We start from the raw sequence: 24,579 nt of genomic DNA, 5'->3' as shown, positions 1-24,579 counted from the left end.
GTTCTCTGATCAATACAAAATGTAAATGGTATAAAAAGGAGTCAGAAAGGCAGCAGGTGAACCTCGACAAGGTCTCCAGAATGCAGTTCCCGGTCAGCAGGAAAGACAATGTGACACTGCGCCTGCTCCCTTTTTCCCACAGGTCGAACAAAACATTCTCCTTGCAAAAAAGAGAGAACCCCACTCCTGAGACGGGGAAAACGGGAAGCAGAACCCGCCGAAGAAAGCAGTTTCGCCGCAAAAGCCGTTGGCCAGCATTTCTCTGAATTCTCACCTTCAAGCAGCCGGAACACCGGCACGAGCAGTTCTTCAGTAAGAGTGGAGACCGCGCGGGGCGGTCCGGGCAGTCCGAGAACAACAGCACCGTGCAGCCTGCCAAACAGCAGCGATTTCCCCGGCTGCATGGCCAGCGTATCAAAGAAAATCTCCCCTCCCATCCCGGCAAAAACCTCCTGCACCAGATCAAACCTGCCCGGCCCCATGCCGCCGCTGGTAAGAATCAAATCAGCATTTTTCATGATGGCACCGGAGAAAAAAGAAGCCAGCACTTCTTTCTCATCACCGACCAGGGTCACAGAAAAGTCCCGGGGATAAAAACGCTCAAGAGCCGCTTTCATGAACAGGTGATTTACCGACACTTTTTCTCCAGGCCCGGGTTCCCTGCCAGCCACCAGCTCACTGCCGGTACAGCAGAGCGCCACCCGTGAACGACTTCTCACCGAGAGAGTGTGGACACCGCAGGACACCAGCAGAACAACATCTTCAGCAGAAAGTCTGTGCCCGGCAGGAAAAAGAATCTCTCCCGCCGCACTGTCCATTCCAACCTCGCGGATATAACTGTTTTTCGGCAACTGCCGTGGATAGACACGCCCTCCCCGCAGCTCACAAAATTCATGGGGCACAACCACCGCTCCCCACCCGGCGCACACCATCCCACCGGTAAAGATGCGCTGGGCAGAACCAGGCACCAGCTCTGGCACATCCCGAGTACCGGCTGCCACCTCAAAACAGACCTCAAGTCCTGTTTGCGATGCTGTAATAAAATCGGCAGGAAAAAAAAGGAAACCGTCGCGCAGAGATTCCGCGAAACGGGGTGAGGGGCGGGCGGCAGAAATGGCCTCGACGGTTACCCGTCCAATGGCCTGTTCCACAACAACACTCTCTGCAGGAAGGGGTGTGATATGCCTCTCTACTTCCTGCCGCCAGGCAAACAGGTCGGAAGAAGAAAGAGAAGTGACAGGAACAGCCGGCTTCATCATTTTCCGAGGCAGAACTCAGCAAAAACCACGTCGAGTACATCCTCCGTAGTCGTTTCACCAACGATATCGCCAAGGGCTCCAAGACAATCCTGCAGATCGACGGCGATGAGGTCGAAGGTCAATCCTGCCTCAAGTGTCTCCATGATGCGGTCACAGGCGGTCACAGCACGTTCAAGGGAAACTTTGTGGCGCAGATTGGGGGTACAGCCAGCTTCTTCCCACATATTTTCGCCTCCGGTAATCTCTGCATAGATGGCATCCCGCAACTCTTCCAGCCCCTGCTGCTGCTTTGCTGAGATCACCACCGAGCCACGCAGACCGGGGAGAGAAGAGAGATCAGGCGGGACAGGTACCAGATCGCTTTTATTGACCACCGCCAGCACCGGCTTCTGCTGCACCACATCATACAGTGCCAGGTCTTCAGGTCGCAGGCCGCAGGAAGCGTCCACCACGAAGAGGACCAGATCGGCCTGATTGAGCAGGCACTTCGCCCGGAGAATCCCCATCTCCTCAACCTCTTCCGCACTCTCATGGATTCCGGCAGTATCAACGATGCGCACCGGCACCCCGCCGATGTCCACAACCTCCTCAATGGAGTCGCGGGTGGTACCGGGAATAGCGGCAACCAGGGCCCTCTCCTCATTGAGCATGGCGTTGAGCAGACTGGATTTGCCCACATTGGGCAACCCGGCAATGACCATGGAGATACCTTCACGGTAAATCCGTCCCTGACCGGCACGTCCAAGCAGGCGCCCCAGCGGAGTTTGTACTTCCTTTTCAAGCTGTTTTAGAAGTATGTCATGATCAATGATCTCCACATCTTCTTCCGGAAAATCTATTGCCACCTCGACATGGGCGCGGGCGTACAGGAGAGACTGACGAATCGGCTCCAGCGCCTTATAGAGGGCACCGGAGAGCTGTTCCTCGGCAAGGTCAACACCTTTCTTCGTCCGCGCAGTAAGGAGTTCTACCACCGCCTCGGCACGGGTGAGGTCAATACGCCCGTTGAGGAAGGCACGACGGGTAAATTCTCCCGGTTCCGCAAGACGCACCTCGTGGCACAACACCGCCTCAAGAACATTTTCCAGGACAAGAGAACTTCCATGGCATTGAATTTCCGCTACATCTTCAGCAGTGTAGGAGTGAGGTCCCGCCATAAAGACGGCAAGGACTTCATCAAGCAGGCGACCCTCCTCGCGGATATGGCCGTAGTAGAGTTTATGACTTTCAGAGAAGGGTGCAGCAGAAGAAGCAGAAACAAAGATTTCACGCAGAACAGGAAGAGCGCGCTCTCCACTGATGCGGATGATACCGATCCCTCCCGCGCCGGGGGGAGTAGCGATTGCAGCAATAGTATCGATTTGCGAAGTGGTCATTGGCTCACTCTTCACGACGGCGGCTGCTCCGGCGACTTTTACGGCCACCATTGCTGCTGCCGGGTTTATAGATTAACACTTTTTTAAACATTCCTTCACCTACAGAGCGACTCCGCACCCCGCTGTCATGTCGCAGGGCAAGATGCACCTCCCGCCGTTCGGTCGGGCTGAGTCCGGGCATGATCCTGGAGCTGCCTCCATCTTTGACAGCTGCGGCCAGTGTGACAGCCTTCACACAGAGCTCTTTTATCCGTCGGCAGCGATAGTTCCCGACATCAAGATTAATCCGCAGCCGCTCCCGTGATTTGCGGCTGGCAATTTTGCGGATGAGATACTGCAAACTATCCACCACCCGGCCCTCTTCCCCGATCAACTCCTCTTCAAAGTCACCGTGGAGTTCAACATTAACCGTCAAACCCTCAACCTGAACCTCAGTGGTGGAAGGAAATCCCATCAATTGAACTATCTTCACCAGTTCACTGCAGATACTCTCCACAATTTCCTCGCTGGCCTGAGCTTCCGTCCCCTGCGACACAGGTGCGGCAGGGGACGGGGAAGAAAATGCGGGAACTGCAGTTGTGGACTTTTCCGCGCCACTTTTTTCCGGCTTCAGAAGTCCCTCGTCAAAGATATCGGCCATTCCAAAGGGATCATCAGCGATTTCCCCCAATGCAGCTTTCATCCCCACTCGTATGCGGGCATCTTTGCGACCAATTCCGAATATTCCGGCAGAACCGGTATCAAGGACTTCCACCTTGAGCTGCATCTGGAGAACCCCGAAATCGGCGCAGGCTGATTCAATGGCTCCGTTTACATCTTTGCCGGAATATTCCTTCATCTCGGGCATACACTCCTCTCTGTCAGGCCTTTTTCTCCAACGTATGTGACTTGCTTTCACGGTTGATCACCACCTGCTGCAGAATACTGAGAAGGTTATTGACAAGCCAGTAGAGTACCAGTCCTGAAGGAAAATTGAGGAACATAAAGGTGAAAACAATCGGCAGTGCCATCATGATTTTGGCCTGCATCGGGTCGGCAGTGGTCGGAGTCATCTTCTGCTGCAGCCACATGGATGCACCCATCAGCAGGGTGAGTACCGGGAGGCCGCCGAGCCACGGCAGGTCAAACCCGATATAGAGCCGATCAGGAGCCGCGAGGTCAGTGATCCACAGCATGAACGGCGCGTGCCGCAGTTCAATGGAAGCCAGCAGAACTCGATAGAGGGCAAAGAAAAAGGGGATCTGAATAACCATCGGCAGACAGCCGCCAAGCGGATTAACCTTGTAGGTTTTGTAGAGATTCATCACCTCACGGTTCATCGCCTGCGGTTCATCCTTATATTTCTCTTTGAGCTTCGCCATCTTCGGCTGCAGCTTCTGCATATTTTTCATCGACTTCAAACCTTTATAGGTAATCGGCCAGAAAAGAGCTTTGATGAGAACGGTGACAAGAATGATCGCCACGCCGTAGTTATGGACAATGGAGTAGAAGAAATTGAGCAGCCAGAGCATCGGCTTGGCAATGACAGTGAACCAGCCGTAGTTCATCGACTTTTCAAGATTGTAACCGATGTCGCGCAGCAGGCTGACCTTCTTCGGTCCATAATATAGTTTATACTGCCAGTTCTGTGAGGCACCAGACTGCAGGGTAATCATGGTGCCAGCAAGCTGGGTACGTACCAGATCTTCGCTGCCCTGCATGGTATAACTCTGGCCATCACCGTCTTCCGGCACGAGGGCACAGAGAAAATAACTGCTTTCGTAGCCAGCCCAGTTGATATTACCGTTGAGAGTAATCGGAGCCTGCTCAAACTCGTCAGGTTTCACCTCATGCAGCTCATCGTTGATGTAGGCGGACGGTCCGGTGAAGAGAAAGCGGTCGGCTGAAGAGGAAACACCGCCACCGAGAGAGCTGTCCACCTGGTCGAGCATGGGTGCCCCCTGCAGTGGAGCACCGCTGTCATTGGTCACCTTGATGTCAAGACCAATGAGATAGGTATCGTTGCGGAAGGTATAGATCCGCTGGATCGTCACACCGTTGCCAGCATCGGCTGTAAGAGTCAGCGTCGCGGTTTTGTCGCCTTTGCCAGCAAGCTTGATTGCCGGAGTAGATGCAGTGTACAGAATCTGCGGGCTGGTTACACTGCCCCAGGAGAACGCAAGTGGATATCCCTGCTCAGCGGTTGTGGCGATAAACTGCATCCCGGGAGAATTTTTAGCGCTGGTTTGACTGTAGCGTTTCAACATAAAGCTGTTGAGGGTACCGCCGTCTTCTGAAAAAACCGCCGTATAAAGACTGGTATCAACGGTAACCTTCTTCGGTTCCCGATCATAGACGACTGGAGACAGTGCAGGCATTTTCGCCAATTTTCCAGCAACGGCCGCATTCGGCTGATTCTGTGAAAGAGGAGCATTCACCTCGGCACTCTTTTTTGTCTCTCCAGGCTGCTCCGCAGGCGGAGTCGGCATAAAAAAATACTGATAGCCAAGGAGGATGACAAAGGAGATTGCGACAGCCAGAAAGGCTCTTTTATTATCCATGGGAAAGTGTGTAATTGGGGTTAAGGAACGGGATCATAGCCACCCCGGGAAAAGGGGTGACAGCGAAGCAGGCGGCGCAGCCCGAGAAAGGAACCGCGCAGGAAACCATACTTCTCAATAGCCTGCATGGCATAGACCGAACAGGTGGGAGTAAAACGACAGGAGGGCGGCAGCAACGGCGAGATCCAATATTTATAGCCTCGCAGCAGAGCAATTGTGGCCTTACCGGGAATCTCTAGAATCTTCATGCTCTACGTATCCCTGCGACAAAGTGCCTCCACAGCCGTGCGGATCTCGGCGGGATGGTCGAGGATAAAATCCGGTCGAACGGTGAAAACGATATCCTTTGACAAAGGAAAGAGATCCCGATTACAGCGAAACGTCTCACGGATAATCCGTTTGAGACGATTTCGTCTCGCGGCACCGCGTATTTTACGATGAACACTGATACCAAGACGATTAAAAGGAAGGTCGTTGTTGAGACAGATCAAAGAAAAGCCTTTAGCGTGTAATCTCTTCCCGCTGCTGTATACGTGCTGATACTCCCATCCTTTACGAACCAGATGGGATTTCGGCAACCGTTGACCGGTCAATTTATGCAGAGAGACGTTTGCGGCCTTTGGCACGACGGGCGCGGATAATAGAACGGCCTGCGCGGGTGCTCATTCTTGAACGAAAACCGTGGCTGCGTTTACGTTTAATATTACTGGGCTGAAATGTTCTTTTGCTCATTGTTCTTTTCCTTTACGATTTCCCGCTCTCATCGGGAGTTGTCAACAAAAAATCCCCGTGAGGCGGGGACAAAGATGATAAAACGGCAATAAAAACATATTTTCAGGAAGCTGTCAACGATTTCCTCAGACTCTCCTTCTCCACTTCGGCACAGCCCCTGGACTGCGACAGAATGACGGCCGGGGGTGAAAAGCCCTCGAAATCAGAGGATCTCTGTCGATGATTTTATGCCAGAAACCCCGACAAATATGGTATACTCCCCGCCCCGATGTTCCTCAACAGAAATGTACTTTCTCAAAAACCGCTGGAAAACAGTTTTTTTCACCGCGAAGAACGCGAAGGAAGGCGGAAGAAGGAGACGGGAGACGGGAGACGGGAGACGGGAAAAAGCAAAAGGCGGTAAGACAAAGACCGGATGGCCAGCGAAATAGGCGAAACACACGAAAGTTTTTATATATAAAAATGCCTTTTTTCGAGCTCTTCGCGTTCTTCGCGGTGAAAAAATTGTCTTACCGCTGTTGGCTTTTCCCTTTCTCCTGTCTCCTTTTTTGTCTTTGTCTTTTTCCATAAATTTTTAAGCAATTACACAGAAATCAGGAAACTTCATGCCCGTAACTGCAAACATGCCTGCAAACATACAGACCGCCGCCGACATCGACTGGACCGAGCTGCGCCGCCGTGCCATGGCGGCCAAATCCCGCAGGGCAAAGAGCGCAGCCGACTGGGACTCCCGCGCCGACTCCTTCGCCAGCCGGGTAAAGGACAACAGTTATGTTGATCTTGTGATCGACAACCTGCCGCTGACTCCACAGACGACTCTACTCGATATCGGCAGTGGTCCCGGCACCCTTGCCCTGCCCATCGCCAGATGCGCCGCAGCCGTCACCGCGCTGGACTTTTCCGGCCGCATGCTTGAGCTGCTGGAGGAAAAGGCCGCCGAACAGGGAATCCGCAATATTACGACAAAAAAGCTGGACTGGCAGGATGACTGGCAGGCGGCGGGGATACTCCCACACCACATCACCCTCGCCTCCCGTTCCACCGCCGTGACGGACCTGCCAGCTGCATTGAACAGACTTAATGCTTTTGCCACCGAGGCTGTTTTTCTCTCCGACAGCGTCAGCCCGACACCGTTTGAACCGGGAGCATACGAGGCCGTCGGCATTGAATTCCGTCCCGGCCCCGACTATATCTATACATTGAACATACTGCACAGCATGGGCATAGCTCCAGACGTAAAGATACTGGAATTTGACAGGGTGAAGCACTACGTCAACCTTGAAGAAGCACTGACCAGTTTCCTCTGGATGTTCAACACGCTTGATGCAGAGCAAACCACACGACTCTCCGAATATGTCCGCTCAATCAGCGTCATCGAGCCGGATGGAAGCCTCACTCTTACCCGCAGGACACCGCCACGCTGGGCGCTTATCTCCTGGCAGAAAACAGAATCAACAAAAAAATAATGAAAGAAAAATACGATGTTATTATCGTCGGCGCGGGACACGCCGGCTGCGAGGCAGCGCTGGCCGCCGCCCGAATGGGCTGCAAAACGCTGCTTACTGTTATAAACATTGACACCATTGGTGCCATGTCGTGCAACCCGGCCATCGGTGGCCTTGCCAAGGGTCACCTGGTGAAGGAGATTGATGCCCTCGGTGGAGAGATGGCAAAAAATATTGACGCCACCTCCATTCAGTTCCGAATTCTCAACACGTCCAAAGGCCCGGCAGTCCGTTCCTCCCGGGCTCAGGCAGACCGCCTGCTGTACCGCCTGCGAATAAAATCAGTGATTGAGAACACTGACAATCTGACGGTGAAACAAACCATGGTCAGCGGTCTGCTCACCAGTGCAGATGACTCCCGTGTCACCGGCATAACAACCAGTCTCAATGAAGAAATTCCGGCGAAAGCAGTAATCATCTGTACCGGTACGTTCCTCGGGGGACTGGTGCATGTCGGCCTGAAACACTTTGCCGCCGGACGCTTCGGTGATCCCGCCTCGGCGGCCCTTTCCCGCTGGTTCCGTGAACACGGGTTTGAAGTGGGACGAATGAAGACCGGCACCGTTCCCCGCCTCGACAGCCGCACTATCGATTATTCACAGCTTGAGCTCCAGAGCAGCGACAGGCCGCCAGGCTTTTTTTCCTACTCCAGCTCTGGCGAATACACGCTGCCGCAGCGTCCCTGCCACATCACCTGGACCAACGAGCGCACCCACGAGATTATCCGCGGAGGTATCGACCAGTCCCCGCTCTACGCCGGGATCATCCAGGGCGTCGGCGCCCGCTACTGCCCGTCCATTGAAGATAAAGTGATGCGCTTTCCTGAAAAGCCGCGCCACCAGATTTTCGTCGAACCTGAGGGCCTGGACACCTGTGAGATCTACCCCAACGGTATTCCCACCAGTCTGTCACTGGCCACCCAGCAGGCGATGGTCAACAGCATTCAGGGCTTTGAAAAAGCGAAGATTATTCGCCCCGGTTACGCCATTGAATACGATTATATTGATCCTCTTGGCCTCCTTCCCACCCTTGAGACAAAACGCCTGGGAGGGCTCTTTCTTGCCGGGCAGATCAACGGCACGTCCGGCTACGAAGAAGCGGCGGCACAGGGACTGATGGCGGCGATCAACGCGGTACGTCAGATACGCCAGGAGTCTCCCTTTGTTCTTGACCGTTCCGAAGCCTACACCGGAGTGCTCATTGATGATCTCGTCACCCGCGGGACAAAGGAGCCCTATCGGCTCTTCACCTCTCGCGCCGAGTATCGCCTGTTGCTGCGGGAGGACAACGCAGATGCCCGCCTTACCGCCAAAGGGTATGAAATCGGTCTGGTGAAACGTAACGCCTATGAGCGTTTTCACACCAAGGAGAACAGTATTGTCTCCGGTATTGCCGCCCTCGAACAGATTCATCTCACTCCAACACCGGCAGTTAACGAGTCACTGGCGGCGCTCAAATCCACTGAACTGAAGCAAAAGAGCTCCCTCGCGGAACTCCTCCGCCGCCCGGAACTTAACATTGCCGCTTTTCTCCGCCTCCCCCTGGAATCCGTCGACCACGAAACCGTCACCGCACTCAATGAAGGTGCAGTGCATCACGAGGTGGAACTGCGGATAAAATTTAAAGGTTATATTGAACGCCAGCAGGAGCAGGTCACCCGCTTCAAGAAGATGGAGAGCCAGCTCCTGCCGGATGATATGGACTACACGGTGCTTTCCGGTCTCTCCAACGAGGTCGTTGAGAAACTCAATAAAGTACGGCCGAAGTCACTGGGACAGGCCTCCCGAATTTCAGGCATTACCCCGGCGGCTGTCTCCGTACTGCAGGTACATATACGGCGTCTCTCCGCACAAAAGAAAAGCTGACGATGTCTACGTCCTTTTGCAGGGAACCTTGACAGACTGCTTCTTCAAGGTTCCCTGAAGCCTGTATCTTTTCAGGATAACTTCTTCCCGCAACTGCCATGCATTATCCCCAGATCGACCCCGCCATCTTCTGTCTTGGCCCGCTTTGCATACGCTGGTATGGCCTGATGTATGTCCTTGGCTTCCTTGCCACCTATTATCTCGTTAAACTGCAGATCAGGCAATTTCATTTCACCGCTTTTGAGAAACACTTCGAAAATCTCAACGCAGTTCTCGTTATCGCCGTAATGCTTGGCGGACGGCTCGGCTATGTCCTCTTGTACAACTGGAGTTACTACTGCCGTCATCCGCTGGAGATTCTCGCAACCTGGAACGGTGGGATGTCCTTCCATGGGGCCTGTTTCACCGTCATTGTCACCGGCTGTTTATTCTGCCGGTGGAAGAAAATAAATTTTTGGAAGACTGCCGACCTCTATATCGTTACTGTTCCAATAGGACTCGGCCTTGGCCGGATTGGCAACTTCATCAACGGTGAGCTCTACGGCCGGGTGACCACATCCCTGCCGGGCATGATCTTCCCTGACGGCGGCCCGCTGCCCCGTCATCCCTCGCAGCTCTACGAGGCCGTCCTTGAAGGACTTCTTCTTTTTTGTATCCTCTGGACCCTGCGTCGCCGTCCCTGGCGCGGACTTCCCAACTGGCCTCACGGCTCAATGCTGGCCTTCTTTCTCGTCGGCTATGGCGTTTTTCGCATCTTTATTGAAAACTTTCGCGAACCTGATGTCCAGATTGGCTTCCTTTTTGCCCATATTACCATGGGCCAGCTCCTCAGCAGCATAATGATTGCCGGTGGAGTACTGCTCTGGCTCCTGCTCAGAAAGGTATCAAAAAAAACAGGGGAAAAAGACACGGCTAAAAGTAAAAATTCCTAAAAAACAAGCGCATGGCAGAGAGAAGTCCTGTTTTTGCAGCCAATCTTATAATTGTCATTTCGCAAAGTCCTTGACTTTATTGCCAAATCAGCCTTAATTATTCGAATTGGTTTTTTTTAGAAAATGAATGATGGCTCAGTCAATCTCTGCTGTGCTGTACCTGCGGGTTCAATGAAAGAAAGCAGCTCTTGTTCCAGTTCAAGGCGCAGAAAGATTTCTGCCACAGGCAGATGTTTTCACGTTTTGTACATCTGAACAGGAGATGCGTATTTCAGGGTTCCCGGGTTTTCAGTTCATACAAGGAGCTTCCCCATGATCCGCAAGATTTTCCCTTTCCTCGGCTGGTTCGAGGAATACGACATCGGCAAGTTCAAGATCGATTTTATTGCCGGTCTTACCGTGGCACTGGTACTTATTCCGCAGTCCATGGCATACGCCCAGCTTGCTGGTCTGCCAGCCTATTATGGACTCTACGCGGCCTTCCTGCCACCAATGGTTGCCGCCCTCTTCGGCTCCAGTCGTCAGCTTGCCACCGGTCCGGTGGCCATTGTCTCGCTGATGAATGCCGCCTCGCTGGAACCCCTGGCGACAGCCGGTTCCGCCGGTTTTATTGCCTACTCCATCGTGCTGGCACTGACTGTCGGGATATTTCAGTTCCTCCTTGGGGTTCTGCGCCTCGGGCTGGTAGTGAACTTCCTCTCTCACCCGGTAGTCAACGGCTTTACCAATGCCGGGGCAATCATCATTGCGACCTCTCAGCTTTCAAAATTTTTCGGTGTTTATGTAGATGCCGCCCACCACAATTATGAAACTCTTGTGCGGGTCTGCCAGGCAGCTTTGGAATATACCCATATACCAACGCTGCTCTTCGGTATCAGTGCAGTTGTTATCATGGCAGGTCTGAAAAAGATTAATCCGCGTATTCCAAACGTGCTGGTTGCGGTAGCGACAACCACCATTATTTCCTGGTTGATCGGCTTCAACAACGATGTACATGTTTCTCTCTCCAACATCCACTCTCCGGCAGTCGTCGAAAAAATTATTGAGTTCAACCGCGTTACCGGTCAACACATGGAGCTGGTGGAGCAGCGGAAAAACGCCACCCTGAAAGTGGATGAAATACATCAAAAAGACCACATCAAACTCGATGAGGAAATCCTTCGTCAGCTTAATATTGTCAATGTAGCCAATTACAGAATTGATCTGCTCAAGGAGCAGGAACACGAGTTGCGCACCGCACTGCGTGCTGTGAAATTTTCAGAGATTCTTCAGAATGACAAACAGATTTTTTATGAGCAGGGTCATGTACCCGAGGGAATAACCGCCGACAAGACAACCTGGCGCCTCAAAGTAGGCAATAATCAACTGAATACTGAGAGTATTTTGCTTACGGGTGGCGGTGCAGTGGTCGGTACCATCCCCAAAGGTCTGCCGCAATTCACCATGCCCCATCTCACCATCCACTCCTTTTTGCAACTGCTGCCAACGGCAATCATTATCTCACTGCTTGGCTTTATGGAAGCGGTGGCAATTGCCAAAGCAATGGCTTCCAAGTCTGGCCAGAAGCTTGATCCCAACCAGGAATTGATAGGTCAGGGGCTGGCCAATATCCTTGGCTCATTTACATCCTCGTATTCCGTCTCCGGGTCCTTCTCCAGATCTGCCGTGAATTTCCAGGCGGGGGCGGTCTCCGGCCTCAGTTCAGTGGTCACATCAATTGTGGTGGTGGCCACCCTGCTTTTCTTTACCCCCCTGCTGTACCATCTGCCCCAGGCAGTACTTGCAGCAGTTATCATGATGGCTGTCATTGGACTGGTCAACATCCGCGGTTTCATGCATGCATGGACAGCGCAGTGGTATGATGGCGCAATCTCCATCATCACTTTCCTCGTCACCCTCTACTTTGCCCCCCACCTCGACAAGGGCATTGAGCTCGGTGTGGTGCTGTCACTGCTGGTCTTCTTCTACAAAGCAATGCGGCCGACCGTAGTCACTCTCTCAATGAACTCAGAAAAGGTCCTCGCTTCCTCGGAATATTACGGCCTGCAAGGTTGTCAGCACATCTCGGTAATCCGCTTCGACGGCCCGCTCTTCTTCACCAACGCCAGTTATCTTGATGAGCAGGTAACCCGTTATCGGACTGATCTGCCCAATCTTCGCTATATTCTTCTTGACGCCCGCGGCATCAACGACATGGACGCCTCTGGAGAAGAAGCACTGCGCATGCTCTGTGAACGGGTACGCAGTGGACATCTGGGCTTTGCCATCTGCGGAGCTAAATTCCAGATGTTGAAGGTTATGGAGCGAACCGGTCTGCTGGATGTTGTCGGTAAAGAGTGGATGTATCCCGACAGTAAAGCGGCAGTGATTGCCTTGACGAAAAAGGTACACGATGACAGTTCGGTTCCACTGGAGGCCTGTGAGAATTGCCCCCTGCAGCAATATGTGCCGAGACCGGAAGAAGAACCAAAGAAAAAGAAAGGGTTTGCTGGGAAGTCGAAATCCGGAGCATGAAGCTGCGGGTTGTTATACGGGTAGCTTGAAACAGCTCGTTATTCAAGGTACCCGTATACTTTTCCCTCAATACAGTTTGCTTAGAGCAAACTGCATTGAGGGTTTTTTTATGTAATTTTCTGGCGTTCTACTCCTGCTTCTTATATCTGCGGCTGATCTCCTCAATATCTATCTCCCACACCTGCACTCCCTTGAGCGAAAGAGAGGCGGGAGCCCATTTTTCCTCTGCATACTGACTGATGATACAGGTAAGCGCGGCGCGTTTTGCCTCATCATCCGTCAATTCGCGGGCTACCCCCTCACCAATAACCGTGCGAAAGGAAAACGACCAGTTACAGGGCTTCTCTGCCGCTTTCACCTGCACGCCGTCTTCAAATTCAAAACAGACCCGGCCGTTTTTTTCCAGAATCACCTGCTTGCGCCCCTTACGACTGGAGCTGTGAAAATAGAGCTTTTCTCCGTCATAGCCGAAACAGAGGGGGACAAGCCAGGGTCTGTCACCATCCACGACAGCGAGGCGCATCACCACACTTGCGCGGATTACCGCATCAATTTCAGCCTTTGCTCCATTGTCATTTTCTTTATCGTGCATGGTTGCTCCTTATATTTTGTAACTTCTCAAAAAGCGGAAAGATTTTTTACCTTCTTCCGCCTTTCTTCTGTTCTGCCCGCTTTAAATTACAAACTCTTTATTCTCAAATGCTTTTGCTTTCCTTCGCGTTCCTTCGTGTTCTTCGCGGTAAAAAAACTGTCTTACCGCTTTTCCCTTTCTCCCGTCTCCCTTTCTCCCGTCTCCCTTCTTCCGTCCTTTTCCTTTTGAATCACAAATCCTCTGCGGAAAAAGTCTGAACGTCTTCAAGTGCAGTTTTATTGAGCGCCAGCATCAACAGACGATCCACCCCGAGAGCAATACCTGCGGCCTCGCCCATGGCGGGCAGGGCAGCGAGGAACTGCTCCGGCATTGCTGCCCGTCGTCCCCATTGTGCCTTAATGTGTTCAATTTCCTGCGTAAAGCGCTGCCGCTGTTCCTGCGCGTCGGCGAGTTCAGAGAAGCCGTTGGCCACCTCAACTCCTCGAATATAGAGCTCAAAGCGCTCCGCTACCTGAAGATCAGCCGGACTTCGTCGGGCAAGCGAAGCCATCTCCGCAGGATAGTCACAAAGAAAACACGGCTGTTGCAGACCAAGCTGCGGTTCGATGTACTCCACCAGAACCTCATCAAAAGAATCATCCTCCAGCGCCTGCTCAAGCGGTACAGGGGAAAAGCGACCAAAGGCCTCCGCCACCGTAAGTTGCGGCCATCGGCCGGAAAGATCTATCCCCGCGAAACAGTCTGTCTCCGGAAGGCCCCTGGAAACAGTGCGAATTAACTCTTCACAGTCACGCATCAGCTGATGATAGTCGGCTTCACGCCGATACCATTCGAGCATAAGAAATTCCTCACTGTGCAGTCGGCCACGCTCACCCCTGCGGAAACAGGGGCAGATCTGAAAAATCCGTTCCGCGCCAAGAGCGAGCAGCCGCTTCATACAGAGTTCAGGCGATGCCTGGAGGAGCCAATCCTCAGAAGCAGGGGGCTGGATGTTGGTTTCGGGGATGAGCACCGGCTGGCGTACCGGAGTATCTGCTTCAAGGAAGTCGTGTTGATAAAAGAAAGAGCGCAGGACACGAAAAAAGGCCGCACGGGTGTGCAGCCTCTGCAGGTTAATCATGGGAAAGCATCACTCTTTTACCCGGGTGACGTATGCCCCGGTACGGGTATCAATCTGCAGCCTGTCACCCTCTTCAACAAAAGGCGGGACCTGTAATTCATACCCCGTCTCCAGAGTCACCGGCTTGGTGTCGGTTCCTGACGTATCGCCCTTGACCCAGGGATCCGCCTGAGTAACAGCGAGGTCAACAAAAATGGGCAGCGAGATGTCAATAGCCTGATCGTTGAAAAAAAGCATCTCTACTTCCATATTATCAAGGAGGAAGTGGATATTATCCCCGATCTGCTCAGCGGTAAGCATTATCTGATCGTAGGTTTCAGTGTTCATAAAATGAAACTCATCACCCTGATTGTAAAGATACTGCATCGTTGACTCTTCAAGACCCGCTTCGTCAAATTTATCATTGGAACGATAGGTCTGCACCAGCTGATTGCCAGTGATCATATTACGCATCTTACACCGGTAGAGCGACTGGCCCTTTCCCGGTTTGGAAAATTCAAAATCAATAACAATGTAAGGGGCACCATCAATCTGCACCTTCAAGCCCTTGCGTAAATCAGAAGCAGTGTACATATTTCCTCCAGCCTGTAAAATATCGTTAAATCAGGGTTTTCCCTGTTATTTGCCCGTTTTGGACATATAAAGAAAAATATTATACAGGAAACCCCCGTCAGCCTGCAACCCTATCTCCCTTCAAGATGTGGAGAATGCTGCTTCTGTACAACTTCATGGCACAAATTAAACAGGGAAGGACGTTCGTCTCCCTTTTTTATCCCCTGCCTACTCCCTTTTTTCACCACTGCTGGTATACTGCACGTTGTTATTATTTTAAGCGGTGAATTCCAGTATCGTGCTCTCTTCTCCGTATTTACGCACTCTTCCCCCCGTCACAGGTTGACTATGATTAAAGCAGGTGTTCTCTCTGATACCCATCTCTGCCAGCCGGATAAAAATTATCTGCGCAATTGTATAAAAGCCTTCAGCGACTGTGAAGTAATCTTCCATGCTGGAGATCTCACTGACCTCTCTGTCCTTGAGCCCTTTGCCAATAAAAAGGTTTATGCCGTAAGTGGAAATATGTGCAATTTTGAGACCTGGAAAACACTGCCCGAAAAACGCCTTGTTGAACTCGAAGGGATAACAATAGGCCTTACCCATGGTGCAGGCAGCCGCACAAATATTGAAGACCGTGTTTTTGAGGCATTTCCGGATGCCGACTGCATAATTTTTGGACACACCCATCTGCCAGTCTGTTACAACTACGGTCCGGTGCTGCTGGTCAACCCGGGCAGCTTCCAGGCGGTAAGCCGCTGGGGCGGACCAGGGACCTATGCAATCCTGACCATTGACAACAACTCCGTTCGCGGAAAAATCCATCAACTCTGATACTATGAAAAATCTCTGGAATCCGTGGCGCGAGGAACATGTCCTCGGCCGTGAAGAAAAATACGATTACTGCATCTTCGAGCCACCCACTGAGGGCAGCGACAGTAAGGAACATCTCCTGCTCTATCGGGACAGCCATGCCGTCATCCTCCTGAACCGTTTTCCCTACGCCAACGGCCATCTGCTCATTGCCCCCGCACGCCATATTGCCGATATCACTGAACTCTCTTCACAGGAGAACGAGACAATTATGGAACTTCTCCAGGTCAGTTCCTCTATTCTTCGCGGTGAGCTGCACTGCGATGGCCTTAATATCGGCTGTAACCTTGGTGAAGTGGCCGGTGCGGGAATCGCCTCTCACCTTCACTTTCATATCGTGCCACGCTGGGAGGGCGACCACAATTTCATGACCGTGGTCAACGAAATTCGTACCATTCCCGTTCATATTGCCCACACCTTCGACCAGCTCGTTCCCGCTTTCCGCGAACTTTTCCAGATCAGACACCCGCAACGATGAGCAAAGAAAGTAAAGTAAAAAAGATCACTCCCATGCTCAAGCAGTACCTGGAAATCAAGGAGGCACATAACGATGCCATCCTCTTCTACCGCATGGGCGATTTTTACGAGATGTTCTTCGACGATGCCATTGAGGCCAGCCGCATCCTCGGAATCACCCTCACCTCGCGCAATAAGAAGACGGACGCAGTACAGGTGCCGATGTGCGGCATTCCCTATCACGCGGTACAGACCTACCTGCCAAAACTGATTGCAGCAGGACGCAGGGTGGCGATCTGCGAGCAGGTGGAGGACCCCGCCGAGGCAAAGGGAATAGTCCGCCGCGAAGTGGTCCGCATAGTCACGCCGGGTGTGGTCACCGACGACACTCTGCTCGACGAACGCAGCAACAACTACGTATGTGCTCTCTGGAACAGTAACGACAGCTGTGGAGTGAGCCTGCTGGATGTCAGCACCGGTGAATTCCTGGTCTCGGAGACATCCGGCGACGAGACAATCTCCAGTGAAACTCTTGACCTGCTCAACCGTTTTACTCCCTCGGAAATTCTCTTCTCGGAGGAAGATACAGCTCTGCAGGAGAGCCTGAGGAAACGGCTTCCCGATATCTGTTATACCCACTGCAACGCCGACCATTTCCACTTTGACAGTGCAAAGGAACTGCTGCTGACCCACTTCAACGTCCTCAACCTTGACGGCTTTGGCTGCGGCAGCTTCAAGGCAGGGCTGTGCGCCGCCGGAGCTCTGCTGCAGTATGTCAAAGAGACCCAAAAGGCCTCGGTTGCTCATATCGAACGGCTCTCCCCCATAGAGACCAAAACAATCCTGCATATCGACGACTCTTCCCGCCGCAACCTTGAACTCACCAAGACTATCGCGGGAGGCAATCGTCAGGGCTCTCTCCTCGCCGTACTCGACCACACCGTCACCCCCATGGGGGCACGGCTGCTCAAGCACAACCTGCTCTTCCCGCTGCAGAACCGCAACCAGATCCACGACCGCCTTGATGCCCTTACCTGGTTCTTCAATAATTCTCCGGCACGGGAACACCTTCGCGAGCTGCTCGGGGAGGTATATGACCTTGAACGCCTCAATTCACGGATGATCCTTGGTTCTGGAAATGCCCGGGATATGCTTGCCATCAAAAGCTCGCTTGCGGCGCTGCCGGAAGTGATCACAGCCCTTGCCCCCTGTGATACCCGAAAACTCATCTCTCTCCGTGAGGAGATGGATCCGCTCACCGATCTGCACCAGCTGCTGGAAAACGCCATTAGCGAAGACGCCCCCATTACTCTGCGCGAGGGACGGCTCATCGCCGCCGGTTACAATGCCGAACTCGACGAACTCAACACCCTGTTGCACGACGGCAAAAAGCTTATTCTCGATCTGGAAAATAAAGAGCGCCAGGCCACTGGCATCCCCAGACTGAAGATTGGTTACAACAAGGTATTCGGCTATTTCATTGAAGTAAGTCACCTCCATGCGGCAAAGGTCCCGCCCCACTACATTCGGAAACAGACACTGGTCAACGCTGAACGTTTCATCACTGATGAGTTGAAGGAGTTTGAAACCCGTGTGCTCAGCGCACAGGACCGCAGTGTAGAGCTTGAATATCAACTTTTTCTTGAAATTCGCCAGAATTTGGCAGCTGCCAGTTCTCGCATTCTTCATACCGCTGCCCTGCTTGCCCGCCTCGACGTTCTCCTCTCTCACGCTGAGACAGCCCATCGCAACAACTACCGGCGGCCGATGGTGGAAGACAGTGATGAGATTTGCATTATTGAGGGCCGACATCCAGTCATTGAACTCATGCTCCCCACCGGCCAGTTTGTCCCCAACGACATCCTCCTCAACCAGCAGAGCGACGAAGTACACATCATTACCGGTCCCAACATGGCCGGGAAATCAACAATCCTGCGTCAGACTGCCCTCATAGTGCTGATGGCTCAGATGGGCTGCTATGTTCCCGCAGAGAAAGCGCAGATCGGCATCGTAGACCGTATCTTCACCCGTGTTGGAGCGATGGACAATCTGCGTGAAGGACAATCCACTTTCATGGTCGAAATGAGCGAGACAGCCAACATTCTCAACAACACGACGGAGAAGAGCCTTGTCATCCTTGACGAGATCGGCCGGGGCACGTCCACTTACGACGGCCTCTCCATTGCCTGGGCCGTGGCCGAAGAACTGGTGGAGAAGAATGGCCGTGGTGTGAAGACTCTCTTCGCCACCCACTATCACGAACTCACCGACCTTGCCCTTACCCACCCGCGGGTACGAAACTACTCCGTAGGCATACGGGAATGGCAGGGCAATATCATTTTCCTGCACAAGCTGGTCAAAGGGGGCACAAGCCGCAGCTACGGAATACAGGTGGCAGCCCTCGCCGGAGTACCACCACAGACAGTGGCCCGGGCTGGCAGGATTTTAACAGCCATCGAACAGGGCAACTTCGCCGCCGTATCAAGAGGAGCAGGTGACTCCGGGAAAGCAGAGGCACAAAAAAAGACCAGACACCCGACCCAGCCATCTCTTTTTCTGCCACCGCCCAACCCGGCGTTGAAAATTCTCGCCGGGCTCGACCCTGATTCCTGCACACCGCGGGATGCACTCAACACTCTCTACGCCCTGAAGGAGGCATACAACAAAGGGCTGTGAAGAGGGAAAGAAACCTTTCTCACATCACACCAACCGGGCGTTTCTTTCTTTACGCTGTCCCCGGTCTCCCGTATAATGTATTGATTCCTGCATCTCTTCCTCTTTCTTTTGAATACTCATGCTGCGATGCCTTTTTTCAATCCTTTTTTTCGCTGGAAAATTCCTTGTGTCGGTTCTGCTGATTCTCTGTATTCTCCTGCCTGCGACCTCTGCCAGCAGCGAAACGCTCTCTGAGAGTGATGTCAACGAACAGTACCGAAACGCCAGATTCTATCTCAATCAACTACAGTCAGAAAGCAAAGGCGGCACAACCCGTGAGCAGTGGCTGCGAGGTGCGCGAAACTTTCGTCTGGTCTATCTCTCCCATCCCCGCTCCGACCTGGCCCCTCGATGTCTCTTCATGCTTGCCCGTGTTCATCGACAAATGTTTACCATCTTCCATAAAAAGAGAGATCTCAAAGAGACTATCACCTACTACAAAGATGTTATTCGCCTTTTCTCTGCCAGTAATCTCGCTGACGATGCGTGCTATGCCCTTTCAGACCTTTATATGAAGCAGAAGCATGACCCAAAAAAAGCAGGTGATTATTTGCGTCGTATCGTTGAGCAGTATCCACAAGGCGATATGATTCCCCGTGCCGAGGCACGGTTGAAACAACTCTCCCTCGACTTCGACATCCCCCTGCCGCAGGTAATGATCAGCCCCCGGGGTGACAGCAGTCAGCTCAACGCCATGCGTCCGGTAAAATATTGGTCTTCCTCTAATTACACCCGGGTGATCATCAGCGGAACCAACCCTGTGAACTACAGAACCAGAAACCTGCCAGCCACAGCGCAACAGCCCGCCCGCCTGGTCATTGACTTTGCCAACAGCTATATTGAACCGCGCTACCGCAGGCCTGTACCAATAAAAAATGGACTGCTCCGCCAGGTGCGCACCGGCCAGTTCACACCCGACACCGTACGGGTGGTACTCGATATTGACTCCATCGATGACTATGATATCTTCAGCCTGCCTGATCCGTACCGGGTGGTCATCGACGTCCACGGCAAGGCCACTGAACTTCCCCGCCAGGTGCCGACAGGAAATATCAGACTGGCCGATGAGACTGGAGTCTCGGCACAAAATATCCAGGTCATCCACCCGGTCAACCACAAAATCAGATATGCTGCGGCAAAGGGCAAAACAACAGCAGAAGCCCGGAATCCCCCCGTCAATATCCCCGTTCTTCATGATACAAAAAAGAGAATGTACGAATATTCCTCCGCAGGATTTCACAGCAAACCAGTTTTCTCCCTCGCCCAGCAATTTGGTCTCGGCATAAAAAAAATTATCATCGACCCGGGTCACGGTGGCAAAGATCCCGGTGCCATGGCCTTTGGACTTCAGGAGAAGGATATCGTTCTCCAACTGGCGAAAAAACTGGCACCAATTCTGGAAAAGGAGCTTAACTGTGAGGTTATTCTCACCCGCAGTGACGACATCTTCATACCACTTGAGGAACGCACGGCGGTGGCAAATACCAACGGTCACACCGATGCCGATCTCTTCATCTCACTGCACGTCAATGCTCACGAATCAGCCAGTATAACAGGCATAGAGACGTACTATCTCAATCTGACCCGGGACCCCGAGGCAATGCGGGTGGCGGCAAAAGAGAATGCCACAACCACCCATCAGATGAATGATCTGCAGGAACTCCTCTCCAACATAATGAAGAACTCGAAGATTTTAGAATCGAAGCGTCTTGCTGAGACAGTGCAGCGGGCTGTTATTGAGGGAGAAAAAAAGCGCGGGGTAACGATTAAAGATCTTGGTGTCAAACAGGCACCTTTTGTTGTACTGATTGGGGCAAAGATGCCTGCCATCCTTATTGAGGCCGGTTTTATCTCCAACAGGAAAGACTCTAAAAACATGACAAACCCTGCCTGGCTTGAGAGCCTTGCACAAGAAATTGCCTCCGGTATAAAGTCCTACACACAAAGTATTAAGGCTGTAAAATAGAGGAGAGGGGAGACAGGAGACGGGAGACAGGGAAAAGCAAAAGACGGAACAGCGAAAAACTTTTTGCCAAAGGAAAGCTCTAAACATCCGAATAAAGGCAAAAAACTTTAAAAAATATTTTAAAATTATACCATTTACACTTTGTATTGACCAGAAAACGCGACTGCGTAGACATCTTTTTTGGCGATGACGAATGAGTAATAATTCGTGTTTATCCGTGGTTCCTTCTGCAGTTTGCAACCACGAATGGACACGAATTTTCACGAACAGGGACAACACATTAAACGAAAATGTTTGTATCCGAAGTTAAGCCGTACATTGCACCAGGAGTATGAATCAACTTTGGGAGTCATCCGAAAGTCGGGGTTGAGCGTTTTACGCTCTAATATCCCGTGTCTTCCGTGGTTTACCAGGAGCATGAGAACAGACCGAATTCAACCACAAGGGCATTCTCTTATGTTTTTTTCAGTAATAATTCGTGTTTATTCGTGGTTCCTTTTGTCGTTTGTAACCATGAATGGATAAACAGGAGACAAAACGGGGTATTTCTTAATAGAAATGGTATGAGAACTCATGGCAACTGTATAAAAAAAAGGAGCAATTGCCTGAACGGCATTGCTCCTTTTTATTGAAAAAAGAAATGGGGAAAAGACTTAATAGTTCTTTCCGGCCAGCTTCAAGCGTATGAGAGAACGCTGCAGAGCAAGCTCCGCGCGGGTCTCATTAAAATTATCCATCTTTCTGCCTTCTCCGGCAAGAAGCCGTTCAGCACGCTCTTTTGCTTTCATGGCGCGCTCTACATTAATCTCACTGCCCCGTTCCGCACTCTCCACCAGAAAGCTTGCCTTATTGCTGGAGACCTCACAGAAACCGCCGGAGATCATTATATTCTCCTTCTTCTTCCCGTTTTCATAAGAAAGAATGCCGATCTTCAGAGCGGAAAGGAAAGGGGCGTGGTTTGCGAGTATTCCGAAGTCGCCACTCACGCCAGGTGCGGTGACGATATCAACATCTTCGTCAACCTTTTTACCGGCGGGGGTTACGACCTCCAGTTGTATCTGCTGTCCCATATTTTTCCCTCGTATCAGGTAACGGCCAGGAGTCAAAAGACTCCCGGCCATTCTACTCAACGTTTTGAATCAACGCATATCCAGAGAACATCAAGTATCGACGTCTCATATCAACTGCACGTACTGTATCTTATTTGCCAGCCGCTTCCTTGGCTACGGCCTCATCAATGCCACCGACCATATAGAAGGAGTTTTCACCCATATCATCATGCTTCCCTTCGAGGATCTCTTTGAAACCCTGGACGGTATCGGCGACAGTACAGAACTTCCCTGCCATACCGGTGAAAACCTCAGCAACATGGAAAGGCTGAGAGAGAAAGCGCTGAATTTTCCGTGCGCGGGAAACCAGCATCTGATCTTCTTCAGAAAGCTCGTCCATACCGAGAATCGCGATGATATCCTGCAGGTCCTTGTATTTCTGCAGAGAGACCTGAACACCGCGGGCCACCTCGTAGTGGTCTTTTCCGATAACATTGGGATCGAGGATACGAGAAGTGGAGTCAAGCGGGTCAACAGCCGGATAGATACCAAGCTCGGCAATCTGACGGGAGAGAACAACAGTACCGTCAAGGTGAGCAAAGGTGGTTGCCGGTGCAGGGTCAGTCAAGTCATCCGCAGGAACATATACACACTGAACGGCGGTAATGGAACCTTTGGTGGTTGAGGTAATTCGCTCTTGAAGAGCACCGAGGTCAGTGGCCAGAGTAGGCTGATAACCAACCGCAGAAGGAATCCGTCCGAGAAGTGCAGAAATCTCGGAACCGGCCTGAGTAAAGCGGAAGATGTTGTCGATGAAGAGAAGTACGTTCTGACCTTCCTCATCACGGAAATATTCCGCTGCAGTAAGACCGGTAAGAGCAACCCGTGCACGGGCTCCCGGAGGTTCTGTCATCTGCCCATAAACCAGCGCTGCCCTTGGCAGTACGCCGGATTCTTTCATTTCGTTGTAGAGATCGTTGCCCTCACGGGTTCGCTCGCCAACGCCGCAGAATACGGAGATACCACCATGATGCATGGCAATATTATTTACCATCTCCATCATGATAACGGTCTTACCAACACCGGCACCGCCGAAGAGTCCCATCTTGCCACCAAGCGGGAAGGGAACCAGCAGGTCAATAACTTTAATACCGGTTTCAAGTACCCGTACTTCAGTATCCAGCTCGGTGAAAGCCGGAGCGAGACGGTGAATGGGCATAAATTTGTCGGACGTGATCTCGCCCAGACCGTCAACCGGATGGCCAACGACATTCATAATACGGCCGAGAGATGACTTGCCGACCGGAATGCTGATGGGAGCACCTGTATCGCGAACCTCCATCCCCCGTACCAAACCATCGGTAGCCTCCATGGCGATACAGCGACAGATGTTGTCGCCGAGCTGCAGGGCAACCTCAATAACAAGGTTATCCGGCTCATCGTTGATGGTGGGATTCGTGACAAGACAGGCATTCAGGATCGCGGGCAACTGGCCCGGCTCAAACTCCACATCGATAACAGGGCCGATGACCTGTGTTATTTTTCCTTTTTTTTGTTCGCTCATTGGGTTTTACCCCTCCTCAAAGTCTGATATTTGAATAAAAACTTTCTCGTAAAGAACTTTTATTTGAGTGCCTCTGCACCACCGACGATATCCAGCAATTCGTTGGTAACCGCCGCCTGCCGTGCCTTGTTATAGATAGTAGTGAGACTCCCTACGATATCTTTGCAGGCGGTGGTGGCAGCATCCATCGCTGTCATCCGTGCCGCCTGTTCGCTGGCCCCAACCTCAAGCATGGCATGATAAATCTGCACGTTGAGGTAAAGCGGCTGCAGTGTCACCATCAGTTCATCAATGGAGGGCTCATAGATATAATCACCGCTCATTCCGGCTTTCTCCCCTTCCGGTATATGGGGAACTACGGGTAACAGGGGCGCAACAGCAGGCCTCTGCACCGCCACCGAATGGAATGCTCCGTATATCAACTCAACTTTATCCACCTCGCCAGCAAGAAAACGGGTAGAGACATTAGAGGCGATATCGCGGGCATGAAACATCTGGAACTTGCCCATGATGTCTTTATATCCCTCACGGACTCGACCAGTATTTTTGAGGAGTTGAAAACCCTTCTTGCCTATGCAGAGCAGAGTGACTTCCTTGCCTTCAGCCTCATATTTTTTCAGATGTTTCCACGCCTCCTTCACCACATTGGCATTAAAGGAGCCGCAGAGTCCACGGTCAGAGGTAAAAACAACCAGCTCGACCTTTTTAACCTCACGTTCTTCCATCAGCGGAAAGCTGCCGGAAGAGTCACCAGAAGCAAGATTGGACATCGTTTCGTTAAACTTGGTCGTATAGGGCCGAAACGCCTCCATCTTATCCTGGGCTCCCCGGAGCTTTGCCGCAGCCACCATATTCATGGCCCGGGTGATCTGGGAAGTTTTCTGAACCCCCGTGATCTTCAATTTTACTTCTTTTAAGCTCGCCATAACCTGACCTTTTTCTTTGAATTTGGGTTAACTCGTTTCAACC

The 24,579-nt window shown here is 52.0% G+C and carries 21 protein-coding genes; 8 read left to right on the top strand and 13 right to left on the bottom strand.

The features are described 5' to 3' along the window. Positions 1-41 precede the first annotated feature (41 nt). The 7 genes from JWG39_RS05870 to rpmH are packed head-to-tail and all read right to left on the bottom strand — an operon-like array spanning position 42 to position 5,907. Positions 42-1,259: a molybdopterin molybdotransferase MoeA gene (locus JWG39_RS05870; RefSeq protein ID WP_205218448.1), complete on the bottom strand. Its 1,218-nt coding sequence runs from the start codon at positions 1,257-1,259 to the stop codon at positions 42-44. Next, the gene (gene mnmE, locus JWG39_RS05865; protein WP_240192014.1) at positions 1,256-2,686 is read right to left on the bottom strand and encodes a tRNA uridine-5-carboxymethylaminomethyl(34) synthesis GTPase MnmE; all 1,431 of its coding nucleotides are present in this window, start codon (positions 2,684-2,686) and stop codon (positions 1,256-1,258) included. Before mnmE ends, JWG39_RS05870 begins: the two co-directional genes overlap by 4 nt. Next, positions 2,640-3,482 (bottom strand): Jag family protein, encoded by an 843-nt coding sequence (locus JWG39_RS05860; RefSeq protein ID WP_205218447.1) that lies wholly within the window; start codon positions 3,480-3,482, stop codon positions 2,640-2,642. The genes mnmE and JWG39_RS05860 overlap by 47 nt, the downstream gene beginning before the upstream one ends. Before the next feature lie 13 nt (positions 3,483-3,495). Continuing rightward, positions 3,496-5,175 carry a membrane protein insertase YidC gene (gene yidC / locus JWG39_RS05855; RefSeq protein ID WP_205218446.1) on the bottom strand — a complete coding sequence of 560 codons (1,680 nt, stop codon included), beginning with the start codon at positions 5,173-5,175 and terminating at the stop codon, positions 3,496-3,498. A gap of 20 nt (positions 5,176-5,195) precedes the next feature. After that, positions 5,196-5,423 carry a membrane protein insertion efficiency factor YidD gene (gene yidD / locus JWG39_RS05850; protein WP_205218445.1) on the bottom strand — a complete coding sequence of 76 codons (228 nt, stop codon included), beginning with the start codon at positions 5,421-5,423 and terminating at the stop codon, positions 5,196-5,198. A 3-nt stretch (positions 5,424-5,426) separates the two neighbouring features. Further along, positions 5,427-5,801, bottom strand: coding sequence for a ribonuclease P protein component (gene rnpA / locus JWG39_RS05845; RefSeq protein ID WP_338032183.1), 375 nt, complete (start codon positions 5,799-5,801; stop codon positions 5,427-5,429). After that, positions 5,770-5,907: a 50S ribosomal protein L34 gene (rpmH, locus tag JWG39_RS05840; RefSeq protein WP_205218444.1), complete on the bottom strand. Its 138-nt coding sequence runs from the start codon at positions 5,905-5,907 to the stop codon at positions 5,770-5,772. The genes rnpA and rpmH overlap by 32 nt, the downstream gene beginning before the upstream one ends. 605 nt (positions 5,908-6,512) lie before the next feature. On the opposite strand from rpmH, the gene JWG39_RS05835 reads away from it, so the two are divergent. The 4 genes from JWG39_RS05835 to JWG39_RS05820 all read left to right on the top strand — a co-directional run bounded on the left by JWG39_RS05835 (position 6,513) and on the right by JWG39_RS05820 (position 12,723). Beyond that, a complete protein-coding gene (locus tag JWG39_RS05835; RefSeq protein WP_205218443.1) occupies positions 6,513-7,373 on the top strand; it encodes a class I SAM-dependent methyltransferase in 861 nt (286 codons plus the stop codon). Beyond that, positions 7,373-9,277 (top strand): tRNA uridine-5-carboxymethylaminomethyl(34) synthesis enzyme MnmG, encoded by a 1,905-nt coding sequence (gene mnmG / locus JWG39_RS05830; RefSeq protein ID WP_205218442.1) that lies wholly within the window; start codon positions 7,373-7,375, stop codon positions 9,275-9,277. Before JWG39_RS05835 ends, mnmG begins: the two co-directional genes overlap by 1 nt. A 98-nt stretch (positions 9,278-9,375) precedes the next feature. Further along, positions 9,376-10,209 (top strand): prolipoprotein diacylglyceryl transferase, encoded by an 834-nt coding sequence (lgt, locus tag JWG39_RS05825; RefSeq protein WP_205218441.1) that lies wholly within the window; start codon positions 9,376-9,378, stop codon positions 10,207-10,209. Positions 10,210-10,521: 312 nt separating this feature from the next. After that, the gene (locus JWG39_RS05820; protein WP_205218440.1) at positions 10,522-12,723 is read left to right on the top strand and encodes a SulP family inorganic anion transporter; all 2,202 of its coding nucleotides are present in this window, start codon (positions 10,522-10,524) and stop codon (positions 12,721-12,723) included. A gap of 127 nt (positions 12,724-12,850) precedes the next feature. Here the strand turns inward: JWG39_RS05820 and JWG39_RS05815 are convergent, their stop codons facing one another. The 3 genes from JWG39_RS05815 to efp all read right to left on the bottom strand — a co-directional run bounded on the left by JWG39_RS05815 (position 12,851) and on the right by efp (position 15,008). Then, positions 12,851-13,315 carry a pyridoxamine 5'-phosphate oxidase family protein gene (locus tag JWG39_RS05815; protein ID WP_205218439.1) on the bottom strand — a complete coding sequence of 155 codons (465 nt, stop codon included), beginning with the start codon at positions 13,313-13,315 and terminating at the stop codon, positions 12,851-12,853. A gap of 229 nt (positions 13,316-13,544) precedes the next feature. Continuing rightward, complete coding sequence (gene epmA, locus JWG39_RS05810) at positions 13,545-14,435, bottom strand: EF-P lysine aminoacylase EpmA (RefSeq protein ID WP_205218438.1); 891 nt, start codon at positions 14,433-14,435, stop codon at positions 13,545-13,547. Positions 14,436-14,444: 9 nt separating this feature from the next. Further along, on the bottom strand, positions 14,445-15,008 hold the full coding sequence (gene efp, locus JWG39_RS05805) for an elongation factor P (protein ID WP_205218437.1): 564 nt from the start codon (positions 15,006-15,008) through the stop codon (positions 14,445-14,447). Between the two features lie 327 nt (positions 15,009-15,335). Here efp and JWG39_RS05800 point away from each other — a divergent pair, with 327 nt between their 5' ends. From JWG39_RS05800 to JWG39_RS05785, 4 genes are all read left to right on the top strand, one after another. Beyond that, positions 15,336-15,821 (top strand): metallophosphoesterase family protein, encoded by a 486-nt coding sequence (locus JWG39_RS05800; protein ID WP_205218436.1) that lies wholly within the window; start codon positions 15,336-15,338, stop codon positions 15,819-15,821. A gap of 4 nt (positions 15,822-15,825) precedes the next feature. After that, on the top strand, positions 15,826-16,338 hold the full coding sequence (locus tag JWG39_RS05795) for an HIT family protein (RefSeq protein ID WP_205218435.1): 513 nt from the start codon (positions 15,826-15,828) through the stop codon (positions 16,336-16,338). Next, positions 16,335-18,992: a DNA mismatch repair protein MutS gene (mutS, locus tag JWG39_RS05790; RefSeq protein WP_205218434.1), complete on the top strand. Its 2,658-nt coding sequence runs from the start codon at positions 16,335-16,337 to the stop codon at positions 18,990-18,992. Before JWG39_RS05795 ends, mutS begins: the two co-directional genes overlap by 4 nt. 166 nt (positions 18,993-19,158) lie before the next feature. Next, positions 19,159-20,997, top strand: coding sequence for an N-acetylmuramoyl-L-alanine amidase (locus tag JWG39_RS05785; protein WP_205218433.1), 1,839 nt, complete (start codon positions 19,159-19,161; stop codon positions 20,995-20,997). A 653-nt stretch (positions 20,998-21,650) separates the two neighbouring features. Here the strand turns inward: JWG39_RS05785 and JWG39_RS05780 are convergent. The 3 genes from JWG39_RS05780 to atpG form a co-directional block, all read right to left on the bottom strand. Beyond that, entirely contained in the window at positions 21,651-22,067 is a 417-nt protein-coding gene (locus JWG39_RS05780; protein WP_205218432.1) for a F0F1 ATP synthase subunit epsilon, read from the bottom strand. A 130-nt stretch (positions 22,068-22,197) separates the two neighbouring features. Next, complete coding sequence (gene atpD / locus JWG39_RS05775) at positions 22,198-23,610, bottom strand: F0F1 ATP synthase subunit beta (protein WP_205218431.1); 1,413 nt, start codon at positions 23,608-23,610, stop codon at positions 22,198-22,200. A gap of 59 nt (positions 23,611-23,669) precedes the next feature. Continuing rightward, positions 23,670-24,536, bottom strand: a complete 867-nt coding sequence (gene atpG / locus JWG39_RS05770) for an ATP synthase F1 subunit gamma (RefSeq protein WP_205218430.1) — start codon at positions 24,534-24,536, stop codon at positions 23,670-23,672. Positions 24,537-24,579: the final 43 nt, after the last annotated feature.

This window comes from Desulforhopalus vacuolatus, assembly GCF_016918505.1.
GTDB classification, from domain to species: Bacteria; Desulfobacterota; Desulfobulbia; order Desulfobulbales; family Desulfocapsaceae; genus Desulforhopalus; species Desulforhopalus vacuolatus.
The sequence above is the reverse complement of the archived record's forward strand: the minus strand, read 5'-3'. Positions and strand labels throughout refer to the sequence as shown.

Bases quoted from the DNA above. Each gene is read 5' to 3' on its own strand.
- JWG39_RS05870 (WP_205218448.1), bottom strand. From the start codon at position 1,259: ATGATGAAGCCGGCTGTTCCTGTCACTTCTCTTTCTTCTTCCGACCTG.
- mnmE (WP_240192014.1), bottom strand. From the start codon at position 2,686: ATGGTGGCCGTAAAAGTCGCCGGAGCAGCCGCCGTCGTGAAGAGTGAG.
- yidC (WP_205218446.1), bottom strand. From the start codon at position 5,175: ATGGATAATAAAAGAGCCTTTCTGGCTGTCGCAATCTCCTTTGTCATC.
- rpmH (WP_205218444.1), bottom strand. From the start codon at position 5,907: ATGAGCAAAAGAACATTTCAGCCCAGTAATATTAAACGTAAACGCAGC.
- lgt (WP_205218441.1), top strand. From the start codon at position 9,376: ATGCATTATCCCCAGATCGACCCCGCCATCTTCTGTCTTGGCCCGCTT.
- JWG39_RS05795 (WP_205218435.1), top strand. From the start codon at position 15,826: ATGAAAAATCTCTGGAATCCGTGGCGCGAGGAACATGTCCTCGGCCGT.
- JWG39_RS05835 (WP_205218443.1), top strand. From the start codon at position 6,513: ATGCCCGTAACTGCAAACATGCCTGCAAACATACAGACCGCCGCCGAC.
- atpD (WP_205218431.1), bottom strand. From the start codon at position 23,610: ATGAGCGAACAAAAAAAAGGAAAAATAACACAGGTCATCGGCCCTGTT.
- epmA (WP_205218438.1), bottom strand. From the start codon at position 14,435: ATGATTAACCTGCAGAGGCTGCACACCCGTGCGGCCTTTTTTCGTGTC.
- atpG (WP_205218430.1), bottom strand. From the start codon at position 24,536: ATGGCGAGCTTAAAAGAAGTAAAATTGAAGATCACGGGGGTTCAGAAA.
- JWG39_RS05780 (WP_205218432.1), bottom strand. From the start codon at position 22,067: ATGGGACAGCAGATACAACTGGAGGTCGTAACCCCCGCCGGTAAAAAG.
- JWG39_RS05860 (WP_205218447.1), bottom strand. From the start codon at position 3,482: ATGCCCGAGATGAAGGAATATTCCGGCAAAGATGTAAACGGAGCCATT.
- JWG39_RS05800 (WP_205218436.1), top strand. From the start codon at position 15,336: ATGATTAAAGCAGGTGTTCTCTCTGATACCCATCTCTGCCAGCCGGAT.
- mutS (WP_205218434.1), top strand. From the start codon at position 16,335: ATGAGCAAAGAAAGTAAAGTAAAAAAGATCACTCCCATGCTCAAGCAG.
- mnmG (WP_205218442.1), top strand. From the start codon at position 7,373: ATGAAAGAAAAATACGATGTTATTATCGTCGGCGCGGGACACGCCGGC.
- efp (WP_205218437.1), bottom strand. From the start codon at position 15,008: ATGTACACTGCTTCTGATTTACGCAAGGGCTTGAAGGTGCAGATTGAT.
- yidD (WP_205218445.1), bottom strand. From the start codon at position 5,423: ATGAAGATTCTAGAGATTCCCGGTAAGGCCACAATTGCTCTGCTGCGA.
- JWG39_RS05820 (WP_205218440.1), top strand. From the start codon at position 10,522: ATGATCCGCAAGATTTTCCCTTTCCTCGGCTGGTTCGAGGAATACGAC.
- JWG39_RS05815 (WP_205218439.1), bottom strand. From the start codon at position 13,315: ATGCACGATAAAGAAAATGACAATGGAGCAAAGGCTGAAATTGATGCG.